A 17,744-nucleotide genomic window follows, 5' to 3' on the forward strand; every position below is an offset into this window, starting at 1 on the left:
GCGCAGAGCGATCTGCGCGGCTTTTTTGTGCGTGTTCTCGGTGCGTGAGGGCTTTCAGCTCGGTATCAGGCGTCCCATGAGGCGCCAGTAGTTCACCGGCACCAGCCGTGAGACCGCCGAGATGATCTGTGCGTCCACCCCGATAAGGCAGCGGCCCTTCTTTTTTGCCAGGTCGGCTAGGATCTTGCGGGCTGCCTGATCGGGCGTCGTGCGCGCCAGCTTGTCGACGAATTCGGTGGCCGACTTGGACTGGTCGCTGCTGCCGTTGGGGCCGACATAAAAACGCGCGGCATGCGCGATGCCCGTCTTGATGCCGCCCGGGTGCACGCACATGACATGCAGGTCGGTGTCGGCCGTCTCGTGGCGCAGGGCTTCGGTAAAGCCGCGTACCGCGAACTTGGTGGCGTTGTAGGTGCCCTGGGTCGGCACGCTGATCAGCCCGAAGACGCTAGAGATGTTGACCAGTGCGCCCCCGGGGTGCTTCTTGAGCTCGGGCAGAAACGCCTTGGTGCCGTACACCACACCCCAGAAATTGATGCCCATGATCCATTCGAAGTCTTCGTAGCTCGTGTCCTCGATGGTCTGGGAATGGGCGACGCCGGCATTGTTGATCACGAGATCCACGCGACCGTACTCGGCCACCACGGCGTCCCGAAAGCCGTCCACGGCTGCGCGGTCGGACACGTCCAGCGGCGCCGTCAATACCGACGCTTTGTCGCAGCGGGCGCGCGTTTCGGCCAGGCCCTCGACGTTCACATCGCACAGCGCGAGTTTGGCGCCGCGGCGCGCGCACTGCTCGGCCAGGCTGCGGCCGATGCCCGACCCTGCGCCGGTAATCACCACGACCTTGTCCTTGAGGTCCTTCATGCCTTGTCCTTTTGTTCTGTAAATACCGGGTCGGCGGCCGGTTGGTATCGGCGGGCCGAGGCACGCGGCGAGACCCAGAGCGCGCACCATTGATAGATCGAAACTGACAATGATCAATGTCAAATTACGTTTGACAACGAATAATGTCAATATGGCGGCATGACGACCCGAATATCCTCCTCATCGTCCCGCGGTCGCGCGTACGGCGGCCGCAGTCTCGACGAGCGGCGCAGCAAGCGGCGCGCGCAGTTTGTCGAAGCCGGCATCGCCGTCTTCGGCCGCGACGGCTTTCGTGCCGCAACGGTCAAGTCGCTCTGCCGTGAGGCGGGCCTGACCGAGCGCTATTTCTACGAGTCGTTCGCCAACAGCGAGGCGCTGTTCGCCGAGGTCTACAAGACCCTGGTCAAGCGTCTGGAGGACGACGTGGTGGCCGCGATCGACGCTGCGCCTGCCGAGCCCGAAGCGACCGCTCGCGCGGGCCTGCATGTCTTCTTCGAGACGATGTACCGGCAGCCCGGCACGGCTCGGATCCTGCTGATCGAAATCTTCGGTATCAGCGGCGATATCGACCGCCTCTACCGCGAGACGACACAGAATTTCACGCGCATGCTGCAGGAGCTGGTCGGTAGCATCTTCGCGCTGGGCGAGGGCAGCGGTACCGATGCCCGGATTCTGTCGACCGGCCTGGTGGGGTCGACCATCCATATCGCGATGTACTGGACGCTCAACCGCTATGGTGACCCGCTCGAGGTCGTGGTTGAATCGAGTCTCGCGCTTTATGTCGCGATGGCGCGCCAGTCTCGGGCGCAGGACCGCGCCTAGCGCTTGACCGTGCGGCGGCCAGGCGTTGTGCGATAAGAACGGCGCGGTGAATGCCGCGCCGTTCTTGCAGCGGGCAGGCGTCGGCCGCCGATCAGTGATGGGTGGCGTAGGCCGCCTCGGCATCGTCGACCAGCCCGTCGATCTCGGCGAGCAGGTCGGCATTGTTCTGCTGCCACGGATGGAAGCTGTACTTGAAGTAGCTGGCGAACTCCGGAAGCATCTTGCGGATGAAGCCAGGCTTGCCGAACATGAAGTTGGCAAGCTTCAGGTGGCCGCGCCAGCCCTGCTTGCGGCAGTTCTCGTCGGCCTGGGCCATCTGCCAGTAGAAACTCATCAGTATCGGCCAGAACAAGGCGGTGGCAAGCGTCATCGCGAAGCTGCGCTCGGCCCAGTTGCGCGGGCCGCGGCCGATGCATTTCTCGTACACATCGTAGGCGACGGCCTTGTGCTCGACTTCCTCGAGCGCGTGCCAGCGCCACATACGCTCGAAGTCCTCCTGCGAGCCCTGCATCATTTCCGGATAGCGTAGCAGCATGTCGCCCATGAGCGCCGTGTAGTGCTCGAGCGCGATGGTGGCCGCCAGCGGCATCGACTTCCAGGTGCGGGCCTTGATGCCGTCGAGCAGATTCCAAGTGAAGTTATCGAGCTTGTGAGCGGGCAGGCCGGCGTTCTCGAGCAGTTCGTTGTACTCGATGTGCTCGCGCGAATGCATCGCCTCCTGACCGATGAAGGCGGTGGCCGCCTTCTTGAGATCCGGATCCGGAATCTCATCGCGATAGCTGCGAACAGCGTCGATGAACATGCGCTCGCCGGCCGGGAAGAGCAGCGACATGGCGTTCATGAACTGGGTGACGTTCGGACCTTCCTTGTGCCAGTCGCAGATGCGATCGGCCGGCGGCAGGAAGTGCAGGTCGCGCCGCTCGGGCATGACCGTGACGTTGTCGCTGTGCGGGATCTCGCGCTCGGTGTAGCGCGTCTTCTTGTTCATGGCGGTTGCGTTCTTGCTCATGTCGCCCTCCTTGGATGGGTGTCGGTTGCGCCGTGTTCGGCGCGGTGTTGGTAGTGCGTGTTCACGCGGCGTGGCCGGCATAGGCAGATTCCGCCTCGTCGACCAGCGTGTCGATTTCGGCGAGCAGGTCGGCGTTGTTCTGCTGCCAGGGGTGAAAGCTGTATTTGAAATAGGCCAGATACTCCGGCAACAGCTTGCGGAGATAGCCGGGCCGGCCGAGCATGAAGTTGGCCAGGTGCAGATGCCCGCGCCAGCCCGCCTTCACGCAGGCCGGGTCGGCCGCGGCCAGGCGCCGGTAGAACAGCATCACGTGCGGCCAGAAGGTGGCCGTGGTGGTGAGCATGATCGCGCTGCGCATGGCATAGGCCTTCGGTCCGCGGCCGACGCATTTTTCGTACACGTCGTAGGCCACAGCCTTGTGCTCGACTTCCTCCAGTGCGTGCCAGCGCCACATGCGCTCGTAGTCTTCCTGCGAGCCGGCCATCTGCTCGGGGTGGCGCAACAGGGTGTCGCCCATGAGCGCGGTGAAATGCTCGAGCGCGATCGTCATCAGCAGCGGGGTCACCTTGCTGCTGTGCTTCTTCACGTACTCGGTGTGAGCCCACACCTGGGCATCCAGCTCGCAGGCCGGCAGACCGGCGGCCTCCATGAGCTGGTTGTATTCGATGTGCTCGCGCGAGTGCATGGCTTCCTGACCGATAAACGCGGTCGCGGCCTTGCGCAGATCGGGATCCGGAATCTCGTCGCGATAGGCGCGCACAGCATCGATGAACATGCGCTCGCCGGCCGGAAAGAACAGGCTCAGCGCGTTCATGAACTGGGTCACGTTCGGCCCGGCCTGGTGCCAGTTGCAGATGCGATCGCCCGGCGGCAGGAAATGCAGGTCACGCCGCTCGGGCATGACCGGACCGCTGTAGCCGGTGAACGCGTTGTCGATATCGGCCGTGGTCTTGCTCATGAAAATCTCCTCAGGCGCCACTGCGTGCGCGTTCGTCTCGCGCCGGCGAGGCGGTCGCGGTCCGCGTCTTGTCGGTATGGCCCGCCACGAACTCGCGGCAGTGCGCGGCGATCGTCTGCGGATGGGTCTGGATCGCCCAGTGCGCGGCGTCGATGGGGGTGACGGTCAACGACTCGACCCAGCGATCGAGGCCGACCACGAAACCAGGGCCGACGAATGGATCGCGCTGCGGGGTGATCACCTGCACGGGCGCCTGTGCATGGCGCGCGCGCGGGTGCCGGAGCCGTTCGAGAATGTTCGCGCGGTACAGGCGGATACCGTCCGCGCCATCGCGCGTCTGGCTCGGGTTCTCCGGCAGCGACTGGCCTTCCAGGCGGCTCGCGATGGCATGCCAGCGACGCCCAAGCACGCCGTGCCAGAGCAGTCCCGGGACGAACGGCATGTGAAACGCGAGGATGTACCAGGACTTGCGCATCTGCTTGAGCAGGCCACTGCGGTCCGCCTGCCACTGGCTGCGCAGCCAGTGCCCGACATGGTCGAGACAGGGGCCCGAGATCGACGTGTAGCTGGCGATGCGATCGGCCATGGCAGGATCCGTGACCGACTCCCAGGTTTGGATCGAGCCCCAGTCGTGACCGATCAGATGTACCGGCGCGTTCGGGCTGGCCCAGTCGATGACGGCCTGCAGATCCGCCTGGAGGTGGTCGAGCGTATAGGCGCCGGTGTCGCTCGGGCGGCTCGACTCGCCGGCACCGCGCACGTCATAGCGCACGCAGCGATAGTGCGCGGCCAGTTCCGCCACGAGCCGGTCCCATACGCGGTGGTTGTCGGGATAGCCGTGCACGAAAACGAGCGCCGGTGCGTCCGCGGGGCCGCAGACATGACAGGCGAGATCCACCCCATCGCCGCGCACGAAGACCGTATCGTCGTGCGCCTCGGCGTTGTTGTTGGATTCACCCATATGCCATGCCTGATGTAATCATTACATCAAACGATGTCACAAAGAGTGATGGGACGCAACTTGATTGTTGCGCTGCGGCATCAATGCATGCCGGGCGCCGGGATTGGCGGCGATCTACGCGCTATCGCGCGTCGTGCAGATGCTCCATGAGCAGTGCGAGACGATCGCCAAGATGCTGGTCGGCGGCCTTGCCCATCGCGCGTGCAACCTCGGGCAGCACGGCCATCTCGACCAGCGGACGAAAACGCCAGACCAGATCGGCCAGCTCCGGCATGTCTTCCTTGGGCGGCAGCTGGCCCTCGCCGTACTTGTCGAAGACATGAATCGCGACCAGGCGCACCATTTCGTCGGCCGCCTGTTCGACGTTGCGGCGCAGATACGCCACCACGTCGAGCATGTCCTCAAGCGGAATGCCGACCGCCACCAGTTCTGCGCCGGCGTGCAGCATGCGCGGGCTGGGCACGCGATAACGCATGCCCTCGGGACGAATGACGTCGAGTTCGATCGCCTTGTTGAGTGCCGTGCGCGAGAACTTGCCGCCGAATTTCTTCAGCAGCTGGGGCATGGTGACGTAGTCGGGTACCTCGTCGGTCCACGGACTCGCCACCGCGGTTTCCAGGCCCAGCAGGCGACCGATATCGTTGCCGCGCTCCCAGCTTTCGATCAACTCCGAGATATTGGCGAGCGTGTAGCCGCGTTCGAGCAGCCGGTTGATGATGCGCAACCGCGACAGGTGGGCATCGTTGTAGATGCCCTTGCGGCCACGGCGCTCCGGCGGCGGTAACAGACCGCGATCCTGATAGGCGCGAATGTTGCGCACGGTGCTGCCGGTCTCGCGCGCGAGCGCGTCGATAGAGAACTCCGGCGGCGCGGCGGCCGGGGCTTCGGTCTCGCTGACCTCGGCGGCTGATTTTCTGGAAACGCGTCTCATGGCCAAAGGATAGCCGGCCGCCGGGTTCGCGTCATCCGCAGGCCCGTCAGGGCGGGCCTGCGCGCGTCTCGCCTCAGGCGCAACGCGCGGTCCGTTCGCTGCGGTAGGCGGCGATCTCTTCGATGGTGAGCACCGGCAGGCTATGCGCTTCGGCATAGCGTTCGATGTCGTCATTGCCGGCCATGGTGCCGTCGTCGTTCATCAGTTCGCAGAGCACGGATGCAGGACGCAGTCCGGCGAGTACGGCCAGGTCGAGCGAACCCTCGGTATGACCACGGCGTTCGAGCACGCCGCCATCGCGTGCGCGCAGGGGAAAGACATGCCCCGGGCTCACGATCTGACGCGGCCCCTCGACCGAGGCCAGGGCGGCCGCGATGGTGCGCACGCGATCCGCCGCGGAGACGCCCGTGGTCACGCCGCTGGCGGCCTCGATGGATACGGTGAAACCGGTCCCGTGCCGGGCCTGGTTGTCGCGCACCATCGGTTCGAGCGCCAGGGCGTCGGCACTGGCCTGATCGAGGCACAGGCACACAATGCCGCTGCCGTTGCGGATCATGCGCACCATGGTTTCGGTCTTGAGGTTCTCCGCGGCGGCGACGATGTCGGCCTCGTTCTCGCGGTCGGCGTCGTCGAGCAGCAGCACCGGATCGCCGGCGCGATAGGCCGCGATCGCGGCCGCGAGGCGCGGGTGATTGTTGAAGTCGTGGCTGAAATTGTGACGGGGCATGAAACGTCCTCTGCAATGAGTCAACGTTCCAGGGCGACAGGCGCTGAGGACGTGCACCGGAACGTGGCCCGGCTTGCCGCCATGCGTCTTCTTTCATCCGGACTGTAACCGTCGGCTCTGGCATCGCACCAGATCTGCGGACCCTCGAACGAAGATGCTCGAGGCGCTCGCGGGCTCGTCGTGAACGACATACCGCCGGTGGGGAATTGCACCCCGCCCTGAAGACGGCGTCGAGTATAGCCGATCGTGCACGCACCGGACAGGTCGCCGCGCTTGATGCGGCCGTGATCTCCCGGTGGCTGGCAGTTGGAGTGCTAGCATTCGGGCCTGTCTTCGGCGTCGGATTCTTCATGCAGATCGAAACCAAGCTGCCGCAGGTCGGCACGACCATTTTCAGTGTGATGAGCCAGCTGGCGCAGGAATACGACGCGGTGAATCTCGGTCAGGGGTTTCCGGATTTCGAACCGCCGATGGCGCTGCGCGACGCGCTGTCGCGCGCGGTGGCCGACGGGCGCAATCAATACCCGCCCGGGATCGGCGTTGCGGCGTTGCGGCAACAGGTGGCGAAAAAGACCGAGTCGCTCTACGGGCGCGCGACCGATGCTGACACCGAGGTCACGATCACCTCGGGTGCCACCGAGGCCATCTTCGCGGCGATCGCGGCGACGGTTCGTGCCGGCGATGACGTGATTGTTCTCGACCCGGCCTACGACTGCTATGTCCCGGCGATCGAACTGCAACAGGCGCGCGCCATTCGCGTGCCGCTTCAGCGCCCCGGTTTCGCGATCGACTGGCAGCGCCTGGCCGACGCGATCACGTCGCGCACGCGCATGCTCATCGTGAATTCGCCGCACAATCCGACCGGCGCGGTACTCGCCGCGGCCGACCTGCAACAACTCGCGGCCCTGCTGCGCGACACCTCGATTGTGCTGTTGTCGGACGAGGTCTACGAACACATGGTCTTCGACGGCGCGCTGCACCAGAGCGTGGCGCGCCATCCCGAACTGGCCGCGCGCAGCTTCGTGATCAGTTCGTTTGGCAAGACCTACCACTGCACGGGCTGGAAAATCGGTTACTGCGTGGCGCCGCCGGCGCTGACCGCGGAGCTTCGCAAGGTGCATCAATACCTCACCTTCGCCTCGTTCGCCCCGGCACAGTGGGCACTCGCACAGATGCTGGAAGCAGCGCCCGAACATCACCTCGAACTGCCTGCCTTCTACCAGGCCAAGCGGGATCGCTTTCGGGCATTGCTCGCCGACACGCCGCTGATGCTGCAGGCGGTGCCGGGCGGTTATTTCCAGCTGGTCGACTATTCAGCGGTGCGTGACGTCGACGACATCGCGTTCTCGCAGTGGCTGGTACGCGAGGCCGGCGTTGCCGCCGTTCCCTTGAGCCCCTTCTTCGAAACGCCGCCCGATACGCGCCTCATCCGGCTCTGTTTCGCCAAGAGCGACGCGACGCTCGAGGCGGGCGCTAGTCGGCTAGTATCCCTCGATAATGCGCCGCGGGATCAGTGCTAGCTATCGTTGCTCGCGCCAACACATCCTTGACCATTTGGTGCGATCGCGTCAGGCGCCGGCATAAGCAAACAGGTTCGCGCTATGTAATCGGTCGGTACGGCTCTCTCGCGTGCCTCGACGGCGAACATGCCGCGGTGCGCCGGCGCGGAGGATCTGCAGTTTTTTAGCGGGTCGCCGTACGCGACCCGTCTGCTGCCGCGATGCATTGACCAAAAAAACCCCGGCCTGGGCCGGGGCTTCGTTCGCCGTTGGCAAAACTCAAATAACAACGGCCATCCTAGCTGTTGCTGGCCTCTTCCATCGTGTCGGTGTCGCTATCCGGGTCGTCCATGCTCGTGTCATCTCCGCCCATGGGAGCGCTACCGCCGCTCGTCGTCAATGAGGGCATGGCCGGAATGCGCGTTCCCTCGGGGAAGAAGCCGCCTTGCGACACCGCGTTTGGATTGAGGTACACGACGTTATGTACCTGCGCCGGCGTGCGAGAGAAGGTAATACCGCTATCATCGGTTGGCACGATGTTCGTCGCGTCGACGTCGGTACCATAAATATCCACGGTCGAGTCGCTGTCGCCGATGCCTTGATCGAGATCGGTATCGCCGTCGACCAGATCGCGGGCGTCCGAAATTGCGGTAATAACCGTGTACAGCGGGATCGGGTCGGTCGTGCCCGCATCGTTCCCGTCGCTATCCCGTAGCGGGAAAGTCACGGTTGCACCATCCTCGGCACGCGCGGTCAGGACCGTACGTACCAAGCCGGCGTGGTAACCCTCCACCGAAAGAATACCGGCGGCGGCTTCGAGGAAGTCAGGGTTGCTCAAGAATCGGGCGCCGCCTTTGTAGGCACTCACGCCAACGTCCTCGAAAATGAACGCTCCGATCAAGAACGCCAAAGGGCTACCGTACGGATCAAACAGCGCCGTCGTATCGCTGTTGATCGCGTCGGCGTTTTGAAGCGCCACCGTCGCGGCCGCATCGAAAGAGGCCCGAAGGTTGATCGCCGGCCGGGCAATCAGCCCGCCCGCGCCCTGCAGGCCGGTGCGCAGAAACTGTACGTGATCAAGTTCGTCGGAGGCGATCTCTGCCGCGTAGCGACCGATCAAGCCTTCACTCATGAAATCGACGCTCGTGGTGCGCGGTCCAATCACGGTGCCGGGCGACATGCCGCCGTCCATGCCGGAGATCGTATCGTCCTGCAGTCCCATGCCGTTGTTCACGGCACGCAGATAGTATTCCGCTTCGAGATACTCTAGGTTCAGGGCGAACTGAAGAACGGCGGCATCGCTGACGGCATCACGTGGGTCATCATTACCCTGATCGTTATTATCCTGCGCAACCGCAACATTGCTGTCGCCGTCGCTGCATGCTGCAAGCAAAGTGCTGCCGACCAGGCCGGCCGAAAACATGCCCGCGTTGCTCAAAAAGCGCCGCCGGGAGTTGCTGATCGGCTTGCCCGTCGAGCCGCTCACGATGGCAACGCGACGTTCGCCTTCGTCTTGCTTGGTGTGATCTGCCATGACCGGATCCCTCTCATTGATTTCTTGTGTTGTGAACCTGCTCGGGTTCTCTCGGGGTGGGTTGTTGCAAACTGATTGCAGCACTTTCTGACTGCGGTGCCATATTGGCTGAATATCTTTGGTAACCCGGGTACCCGTCCATCGAACCTAGCACACGAAAATCCCGTGCCGAATGACAGTTAGCGATTGTTGCGGCGCCATATCCGCGACATTCCGGGCGGGCAATACTGTGCTGAATGGGAAAAAACACCCAATGCGTTGATAACGATAATTTTTATTTCTGATTGAGCATTCGCTTTGCTTATCGTTATTTCGTTCAGCAAAACAAAATTAAATGGCATTCCGGTGGGGATTTCGGCGCCATCCCGGCGTCGTGGCGTACCGGGGATTCGCTGCGGAAGGGGAGCCTCTCGGCAGATCTCGGGACGCTGTTCGTGTTGCCCGGCCAATCGCTTTAATAGACAATGACCGGCCTTTGTCAAGCTGCGCCAGAGGATTATCGATGCCAGCCCGTCGTGATCTCGCCAACGCCATCCGGATTCTGTCGATGGACGCCGTCCAGCAGGCCAATTCGGGTCATCCCGGCATGCCCATGGGCATGGCCGATATCGCCGAGGTGCTCTTCAATGATCACTTGAAGATGAACCCGGCCAACCCGAACTGGGTGGACCGCGACCGCTTCATCCTGTCGAACGGGCACGGTTCCATGCTGCAGTACGCGGCGCTTCATCTGGCCGGCTATGATCTGTCGCTCGACGACATCAAGGCGTTTCGTCAGCTGCATTCGAAGACGCCGGGCCACCCCGAGAATTTCATGACCCCGGGGGTCGAGACCACGACCGGCCCGCTCGGGCAGGGCCTTGCGAATGCCGTTGGCATGGCGCTGGCCGAAGCGGCGCTCGCCGATCGCTTCAATCACGACGACGCCACGCTGGTCGATCACCACACCTGGTGTTTCATCGGCGACGGCTGTCTCATGGAAGGGATCTCCCATGAAGCCTGCTCGCTGGCCGGTACGCTCGGTCTGGGCAAGCTGGTTGTCTTCTATGATGACAACGGCATCTCCATCGACGGCGAGGTGCACGACTGGTTCACCGACGATACGCCGGGCCGCTTCGAGGCCTATGGCTGGCAGGTGATTCGCAACGTCGACGGTCACGACGCGGAAGAGATCAAGACCGCGATCGACACCGCGAAGAAAGAGGCCGGTCGACCGACCCTGATCTGCTGCAAGACGGTGATCGGCTGGGGTTCGCCCAACAAGCAGGGCACTGCGGGTGTGCACGGCGCGGCCCTGGGCGACGACGAGATCGCCGCCGCGCGTCAGCAGATCGGCTGGGCCGATGAGACCCGCTTCGCCGTTCCCGACGACATCTACGCCGCGTGGAACAAGCGCGAGAAGGGCGCGGCGGCCGAAAAACAGTGGCAGGACGCGCGGGCGGCCTATGCCGCGAAGTACCCGGAGGATGCCGCCGAGTTCGAACGCCGCATGGCCGGCGACATGCCGCGCGACTGGCCGGCGCAGTGCCGCGCCTTCATCGAGAAGGTGCAAGCCGAAGGCAAGCGTACGGCCACGCGCAAGTCGTCGAAGGCGGCGATCGAGGCCTACGCCAGCGAATTGCCGGAACTGATCGGCGGCTCCGCGGACCTGTCCGGCTCGAACGGCACCGACTTCAAGGGCCACGTGCCGATGCGGGCCGGCGACTACAGCGGCAACTATATCTATTACGGCGTACGCGAATTCGCGATGACCGCGATCACGAACGGGCTGAGCCTGCACGGCGGGTTCACGCCGTTCGGCGCGACGTTCCTGACGTTTTCGGACTATGCGCGCAACGCCGTGCGCATGGCCGCACTCATGCGCTCGCGCAATATTCTGGTCTATACCCACGACTCGATCGGCCTGGGCGAGGATGGCCCGACGCATCAGTCCGTCGAGCACATTGCCAGCCTGCGCCTGATTCCCAACCTGCATGTCTGGCGCCCGGGCGACGATGTCGAGACGGCCGTGGCCTGGCAGGCAGCGATCGAGCGGGTGAACGGCCCGACGGCGTTGGCCTTTTCGCGTCAGGACGTCGATCACCAGCCGCGTGATGCGGCGCAGCTTGCCGCGATTGCCAACGGCGGCTACGTGCTGCGCGAGGCGCAGGGCGAACTGCAGGCAATCGTCATCGGCACCGGCTCCGAGCTCGAGCTGGCAGTCGCTGCGGCCCAGCAGCTCTACAGCGAGGGCGTGGGCGTGCGCGTGGTTTCGATGCCCTGTGTCGAGGTGTTCGATGCCCAGAGCGCCGATTATCGCGAGTCGGTACTGCCGGCTGCCGTGACCGCGCGGGTCGCGGTCGAGGCCGGCGTGAGCGATTCCTGGTACCGGTTCGTCGGCCCAGCGGGCCGGGTCGTCGGCGTCGACGACTTCGGGGCCTCCGCGCCGGCCGGCGATGTCTACGACGAGTTCGGCGTGACCGCAGACGCGGTTGCCGAGGCACTACGCGCGCAGGTGCAGGGCTAGCCCCACCGCAGCATTCATTCAGTACTTATCGGCCACCACGTTTGGCCAGTTCGATAGAGAGGTAGTTATGGCAGTCAAAGTCGGCATCAACGGTTATGGCCGTATCGGGCGCAATGTCCTGCGTGCGCTATATGAGTCCGGTCGCAACGGCGAGATCGAGATCGTCGCGATCAACGACCTCGGCGATGCCGAGGCCAACGCGCACCTGACCCAGTACGACACCGCGCACGGTCGCTTCCCGGGCGAGGTCTCCATCGAAGGCGATAATCTCGTCGTCAACGGCGACAAGATCAAGGTGCTCGCCGAGCGCAATCCGGCCGACCTGCCCTGGGGTGATCTCGGTGTCGACATCGTGTTCGAGTGCACCGGCCTGTTCGCCAGCAAGGACAAGGCCAGCGCGCACCTCGACGGTGGCGCCAAGAAGGTGCTGATTTCCGCGCCGGCGGGTGATATCACCACCATCGTCTACGGCGTGAACCACGACACCATCACCGCCGACGACAAGATCATCTCCAACGCGTCCTGCACCACCAACTGCCTGGCACCGCTGGTCAAGCCGCTGCATGACGCTTTCGGCATCGAGTACGGGCTGATGAACACCATCCACTCGTACACCAACGACCAGGTGCTCACCGACGTCTACCACAAGGATCTGCGTCGCGCGCGCAGCGCCACCCAGAGCATGATCCCGACCCAGACCGGCGCGGCGAAGGCCGTCGGCCTGGTGCTGCCGGAACTCAACGGCAAGCTCGACGGCTTTGCCGTGCGTGTGCCGACGATCAACGTGTCGATGGTCGATCTGACGGCCCAGGTCTCGAAGGAGACCAGCGTCGAGGAAGTCAACGCCGTGCTCAAGAAGGCCGCGGAAGGCGAGCTCAAGGGCGTGCTGGCCTACAGCGAAGCGCCGCTGGTCTCGCAGGACTTCAACCACGACCCGGTGTCCTCCACGGTCGACGCGCCGCTGACCAAGGTCGCGGGCGGCAAGCTGATCAAGATCTGTGCCTGGTACGACAACGAATGGGGCTTCTCCAACCGCATGCTCGACACCGCGCTGGCGCTGGCCAAGGCCGGCTGATCCAGTCGCTACGTCGACAACTGCAACCGAGGAGCGCGACATGACCGCCATGCTCAAGATGGAAGACGTGGATCTCGCCGGCAAGCGTGTGCTGATCCGTCAGGATCTGAACGTGCCGTTCGTCAACGGGGAGGTCAGTTCTGCCGGCCGCCTCAAGGCGTCGGTGCCGACAATCCGCGCCGCGCTCGATGCCGGCGCCCGCGTCATGGTCATGTCGCACCTCGGTCGCCCGAAGGAAGGCCAGCCGGACGACGAGCACAGTCTCGCGCCGGTGGCCCGCTATCTGTCCGAGCTGTTGCGTTGCGATGTTCCGCTCGCCAAGGACTGGCTCGACGGCGTCGAGGTGGGCGAGGGCGAGATCGTGATGTGCGAGAACGTGCGCTTCAACGTGGGCGAGAAGTCCAACGACGAAGCGCTGTCACGCCGCATGGCCGATCTCTGCGATGTGTTCGTGATGGACGCCTTTGGTACCGCCCATCGCGCGCAGGCATCGACTGAAGGCGTAGCGCGGTTCGCGCCGGTGGCCTGCGCGGGGCCGTTGCTCTCGGCGGAAGTCGAGTCGCTGGAAGCAGCTCTCGGCGATCCCGAGCGGCCGTTGGTCGTCATCGTGGGCGGCTCCAAGGTATCGAGCAAACTCGAGCTGCTGGAGAGCCTGGCCAACGTCGCCGATCAGCTCATCGTGGGCGGCGGCATCGCCAATACCTTTCTCGCGGCAGAAGGCCATAACGTCGGCGCGTCGCTCTACGAGCCCGATCTGGTCGGCGCCGCGCGCCTGATCGATCGTGAAATCCGTTCGCGAGGCGGTTACATCCCGTTGCCGACCGACGTCATTGCCGCCACCGAAGTCTCGCCCGAGGCGCACCCCGAGGTGCGCCCGGTCGCCGAAGTCGAGGACGACGAGATGATTCTCGATGTCGGCCCGGCCACGCGCGATGCCTTCGCGGATATTCTCGTGAACGCCGGCACCATCGTCTGGAACGGGCCGGTTGGCGTGTTCGAGATCGACCAGTTCGGCGGCGGCACGCACGTGCTCGCCCGTGCGATCGCACGCAGCGACGCGTTTTCCATCGCCGGGGGCGGCGATACGCTTGCGGCCATCGAAAAGTATCGGGTCGAGGACGACGTGTCCTATATCTCGACCGGCGGCGGCGCCTTTCTGGAATTTCTGGAAGGCAAGACCCTGCCGGCGATCGCCGTGCTCGAGCAGCGCGCAGCCGGTTGAAGCTCGCGCGAGCGCGCTTGCGCTCGCTTTTTTACACGGCATCTGCAGCGCGTGTACCGCGTTGCGCCGTACCGGCGCTCAATTGAAAAGCCGTTTCATTTGCACGACACTAGATGTTTGCGCGCGGCGCGCGCGAACCCCAATCCAGCGATACGCCTATGACCACCCAATTCACCGGGACCGACCGTTACGTCGCGACCGATGATCTCAAGCTCGCGGTCAACGCCGCGGCCACGCTGCAGCGCCCGCTGCTGATCAAGGGCGAGCCCGGCACCGGCAAGACCATGCTCGCCGAGGAAGTTGCGGCCGCGCTCGAAAAGCCGTTCTATCAGTGGCATATCAAGTCGACCACCAAGGCCCAGCAGGGCCTGTACGAGTACGACGCCGTGTCGCGCCTGCGCGATTCGCAGCTCGGCGACGAAAAGGTCCACGATATCGCCAACTACATCGTGCCCGGGCCGCTGTGGGAATGCTTCACCTGTGATACCCAGCCGGTACTGCTGATCGACGAGATCGACAAGGCGGATATCGAATTCCCGAACGATCTGCTGCGCGAAATCGATCGCATGGCGTTCGACGTCTACGAAACGCATCAGACGATCGAAGCGCGTCACCGCCCGATCATCATCATCACGTCCAATAACGAGAAGGAACTGCCGGACGCCTTCCTGCGCCGCTGCTTCTTCCACTTCATCTCGTTCCCGGACAAGGACACGATGCGCGAGATCGTCGACGTGCACTTCCCGGACATCAAGAAGAACCTGCTGTCGGATGCGATGGATCTGTTCTTCGACGTGCGTGACGTGCCGGGCATCAAGAAGAAGCCCTCGACCTCGGAGTTGCTCGACTGGCTCAAGCTGTTGCTGGCCGAAGACATCCCGGCCGAGGCGCTGCACTCCGACAATGCGCGCGACGCGCTGCCGCCGCTGCATGGCGCGCTGCTCAAGAACGAGCAGGACGTGCATCTGTTCGAGCGCCTCGCGTTCATGACGCGCCGCTAGGACAGAAGAACTCACGCAAAGGCGCAAAGACGCTAAGAAGAGTGAGCCAAGAGAACGATATAGCCCGACGCGTCGTCGATGCTGCATACCACATCCATGTAGGCCTTGGGCCTGGTTTGCTTGAGTCAGTTTACGAAGCAGTGCTCGCACACGAGCTGAGGGCGCAACAGCTTGATGTTCGCAGGCAGGTTCCGGTACCGGTCGTGTATAAGGATCTGCGTTTCGATGAAGGGTTTCGGGCGGATCTCATCGTCCAAGACCGCGTCATTGTCGAACTGAAATCTATCGAGCAGATGGGGGCAGTCCACGCAAAACAAGTGCTGACTTATTTGCGGCTAGCCGATAAGCGACTTGGCTTGCTAATTAATTTCGGCGAGTCATTGTTCAGAGATGGCGTAAAGCGAGTCGTCAATGACCTTCAAGATAGATAGGCTGCTTATTCCGCACTTTTTCTTCCTTGGCGTCTTTGCGCCTTTGCGTGAGACAAAATGCTGATCGAATTCTTCTACGAGCTGCGCGAAGCGGGTCTCAAGCCGTCGGTCACCGAGTACCTGACGTTGCTTGAGGCGTTGGATCATCATGTCGGCGGCATGAGCGTGGAGAATTTCTACTATCTATCGCGCGCCACGCTGATCAAGGACGAGACCAAGTTCGATCGCTTCGACCAGGTATTCGGCCATTACTTCGACGGCATCCAGGCCGCAACCGAGGATCTCACCACCGATATTCCGGACGAATGGCTCGAGAAGATGAAGCAGCTCGAGCTGTCCGACGAGCAGAAAGCCCAGATCGAGGCCATGGGCGGCTGGGACAAGCTCATGGAAACGCTCAAGAAACGTCTGGAAGAACAGGGCGAGCGCCACGAGGGCGGTAGCAAGTGGATCGGCACGGCCGGCACGTCGCCGTTCGGCGCCTACGGCTTCAACCCGGAAGGTATTCGTATCGGTCAGGACGGCTCGCGGCATCGCCGGGCTGTCAAGGTTTGGGACAAGCGCGAGTTCGCCAATCTGGACGGCAGCCAGGAAATCGGTACCCGCAATATCAAGATGGCGTTGCGCAAGCTGCGCCGCTTCGCCCGCGAGGGCGCGGACGAAGAGCTGGATATGGATCGCACCATCCGGGCGACCGCGAAGAACGCCGGCAATCTGGATCTGCACATGCGTCCGGAGCGGCGCAACGCGGTCAAGCTGCTGATCTTTTTCGATGTCGGTGGGTCGATGGACGATCACGTGGCCACCGTCGAGTCCCTGTTCTCGGCCGCGCGCGCCGAGTTCAAGCATCTCGAGTACTACTACTTCCACAACTTCCCCTACGAAGGGCTGTGGCGTGACAACCGCCGCCGGCGCACCCAGCAGCATTCGACCTGGGACGTCTGTCATACCTATACGGCGGATTACAAGGCGATCTTCGTGGGCGATGCGACCATGAGCCCCTACGAAATCGCCTATCCGGGCGGCGCTGTCGAACACTGGAACGCCGAGGCCGGGGCGGTCTGGCTGAAGCGCCTGCTCGACAGTTTCCCCGATGCGGTATGGCTCAATCCAGAGCCGACCCAGCGCTGGGACTACACGCCGTCGATCCAGATGACGCGCGAACTCATGGATGACCGCATGTACGCGATGACGCTCGACGGCCTCGAGGCCGCGATTGATCGGCTCGCGGACTGAGCCGTCGGGGGTGCCGGCTGTCACCCGCATCGGGCGGCTGGCTGTTAGGATTCACCGATATTCTGCGTACCGCGGTACGCCGGTAGCGATTCCATGCCCGCCTTGATTCGATCCCTGATATCGCACGGCGCGACGGTCAACCGCATCGCGCGCTTCGCGCTGACTGCCTGCGGTGCTGTGCTGCTCGTCCTGCTGGCCGCGAATGCGTGGGTGGTCACCGCGACGCGCAACCTCATCATCGACGACATGGCGCGTCTCGGCGTGCACGACGTCGGGGTGGTGCTCGGTACGAGCCCCTATACCCGCTACGGCAACCAGAACCTGCTGTTCACGCATCGCATGATGGCCGCCGCCGAGCTCTACGCGGCGGGACGCGTTCGTCATCTGCTGGTGTCCGGTGCCAATCCGGACAAGACCTATAACGAGCCGCGCAAGATGTATCAGGCCCTCCGGCGGCTGGGCGTGCCGGATGCGGCGCTGACGCTCGATTTTGCCGGCTTCCGTACGCTCGACTCGATCGTGCGCGCGCGCCGGATCTTCGGTCTCGAGAGTTTCGTGGTGATCTCTCAGCGCTATCACGACTATCGGGCGCTGTTCATCGCGCATTACAACGGGGTGCGGGCGGTGGCCTATACCCGTCCGCAGGAAGACCGGCGTCAGCCGCTTCGGGCAGAAGCACGGGAATATCTCGCACGATTCAAGGCCGTGGTCGACCTGTTCCTGCTTTCCAAGCGTCCACGGTTTCTCGGCCCGGAACGCCCGATCGAGATCGAGCCGGTGGCGCCGTTCGAATTTCTGGTGCGGCAGCAATTGATGGGGCCCCTCTTTCGCGCGCCGCTCGACGAACAACAGAGCACGGTACCGCCACTGCGCGCGGCGCAAGAATCGAGCGCCGACGAACCCACCGCCGCGCTGCCGAACGCGGATGCCTCGAACGCGCCGCCAGAGACGCGTTAGCACGTAAT

Annotated in this window: 16 protein-coding genes and 1 riboswitch; of the genes, 9 read left to right on the plus strand and 7 right to left on the minus strand. The window is 63.6% G+C overall.

Annotation, left to right across the window (positions count from 1 at the left end; all coding sequences use genetic code 11):
• Positions 1-54: 54 nt before the first annotated feature.
• On the minus strand, positions 55-867 hold the full coding sequence (locus J7355_RS06655; protein ID WP_209061088.1) for an SDR family NAD(P)-dependent oxidoreductase: 813 nt from the start codon (positions 865-867) through the stop codon (positions 55-57).
• A 159-nt stretch (positions 868-1,026) separates the two neighbouring features.
• On the opposite strand from J7355_RS06655, the gene J7355_RS06660 reads away from it, so the two are divergent.
• Positions 1,027-1,689, plus strand: coding sequence for a TetR/AcrR family transcriptional regulator (locus J7355_RS06660; protein WP_209061090.1), 663 nt, complete (start codon positions 1,027-1,029; stop codon positions 1,687-1,689).
• A gap of 91 nt (positions 1,690-1,780) precedes the next feature.
• Here the strand turns inward: J7355_RS06660 and J7355_RS06665 are convergent, their stop codons facing one another.
• From J7355_RS06665 to ribB, 5 genes are all read right to left on the minus strand, one after another.
• A complete protein-coding gene (locus J7355_RS06665; protein ID WP_209061091.1) occupies positions 1,781-2,698 on the minus strand; it encodes a metal-dependent hydrolase in 918 nt (305 codons plus the stop codon).
• Between the two features lie 61 nt (positions 2,699-2,759).
• Entirely contained in the window at positions 2,760-3,656 is an 897-nt protein-coding gene (locus J7355_RS06670) for a metal-dependent hydrolase (RefSeq protein ID WP_209061093.1), read from the minus strand.
• Between the two features lie 10 nt (positions 3,657-3,666).
• The gene (locus J7355_RS06675; RefSeq protein WP_209061095.1) at positions 3,667-4,617 is read right to left on the minus strand and encodes an alpha/beta fold hydrolase; all 951 of its coding nucleotides are present in this window, start codon (positions 4,615-4,617) and stop codon (positions 3,667-3,669) included.
• A gap of 121 nt (positions 4,618-4,738) precedes the next feature.
• Entirely contained in the window at positions 4,739-5,548 is an 810-nt protein-coding gene (locus J7355_RS06680) for a MerR family transcriptional regulator (protein ID WP_209061098.1), read from the minus strand.
• Positions 5,549-5,621: 73 nt separating this feature from the next.
• Positions 5,622-6,275, minus strand: coding sequence for a 3,4-dihydroxy-2-butanone-4-phosphate synthase (ribB, locus tag J7355_RS06685; RefSeq protein ID WP_209061099.1), 654 nt, complete (start codon positions 6,273-6,275; stop codon positions 5,622-5,624).
• An 81-nt stretch (positions 6,276-6,356) separates the two neighbouring features.
• Positions 6,357-6,505, minus strand: a riboswitch (FMN riboswitch).
• Between the two features lie 120 nt (positions 6,506-6,625).
• On the opposite strand from ribB, the gene J7355_RS06690 reads away from it, so the two are divergent.
• Complete coding sequence (locus J7355_RS06690) at positions 6,626-7,795, plus strand: methionine aminotransferase (protein WP_209061101.1); 1,170 nt, start codon at positions 6,626-6,628, stop codon at positions 7,793-7,795.
• A gap of 277 nt (positions 7,796-8,072) precedes the next feature.
• On the opposite strand, the gene J7355_RS06695 is transcribed toward J7355_RS06690, so the two are convergent.
• The gene (locus J7355_RS06695) at positions 8,073-9,308 is read right to left on the minus strand and encodes a ferritin-like domain-containing protein (RefSeq protein ID WP_209061103.1); all 1,236 of its coding nucleotides are present in this window, start codon (positions 9,306-9,308) and stop codon (positions 8,073-8,075) included.
• 502 nt (positions 9,309-9,810) lie between these two features.
• Between J7355_RS06695 and tkt the strand changes: the two genes are divergently transcribed.
• The 7 genes from tkt to J7355_RS06730 all read left to right on the plus strand — a co-directional run bounded on the left by tkt (position 9,811) and on the right by J7355_RS06730 (position 17,736).
• On the plus strand, positions 9,811-11,814 hold the full coding sequence (tkt, locus tag J7355_RS06700) for a transketolase (RefSeq protein ID WP_209061105.1): 2,004 nt from the start codon (positions 9,811-9,813) through the stop codon (positions 11,812-11,814).
• Positions 11,815-11,881: 67 nt separating this feature from the next.
• Positions 11,882-12,889, plus strand: a complete 1,008-nt coding sequence (gene gap / locus J7355_RS06705; RefSeq protein WP_209061107.1) for a type I glyceraldehyde-3-phosphate dehydrogenase — start codon at positions 11,882-11,884, stop codon at positions 12,887-12,889.
• 49 nt (positions 12,890-12,938) lie between these two features.
• Complete coding sequence (locus J7355_RS06710) at positions 12,939-14,111, plus strand: phosphoglycerate kinase (protein ID WP_280637583.1); 1,173 nt, start codon at positions 12,939-12,941, stop codon at positions 14,109-14,111.
• Between the two features lie 158 nt (positions 14,112-14,269).
• The gene (locus J7355_RS06715; protein ID WP_209061110.1) at positions 14,270-15,112 is read left to right on the plus strand and encodes a MoxR family ATPase; all 843 of its coding nucleotides are present in this window, start codon (positions 14,270-14,272) and stop codon (positions 15,110-15,112) included.
• A 41-nt stretch (positions 15,113-15,153) separates the two neighbouring features.
• Positions 15,154-15,543 (plus strand): GxxExxY protein, encoded by a 390-nt coding sequence (locus J7355_RS06720; protein ID WP_209061112.1) that lies wholly within the window; start codon positions 15,154-15,156, stop codon positions 15,541-15,543.
• A gap of 57 nt (positions 15,544-15,600) precedes the next feature.
• Positions 15,601-16,779, plus strand: a complete 1,179-nt coding sequence (locus tag J7355_RS06725; protein WP_209061113.1) for a VWA domain-containing protein — start codon at positions 15,601-15,603, stop codon at positions 16,777-16,779.
• Between the two features lie 93 nt (positions 16,780-16,872).
• Positions 16,873-17,736: an ElyC/SanA/YdcF family protein gene (locus J7355_RS06730; RefSeq protein ID WP_209061115.1), complete on the plus strand. Its 864-nt coding sequence runs from the start codon at positions 16,873-16,875 to the stop codon at positions 17,734-17,736.
• The last annotated feature ends 8 nt before the right edge of the window (positions 17,737-17,744 follow it).

It is taken from the genome of Endozoicomonas sp. G2_2 (assembly GCF_017744135.1).
GTDB lineage: Bacteria > Pseudomonadota > Gammaproteobacteria > Nevskiales > Salinisphaeraceae > Salinisphaera.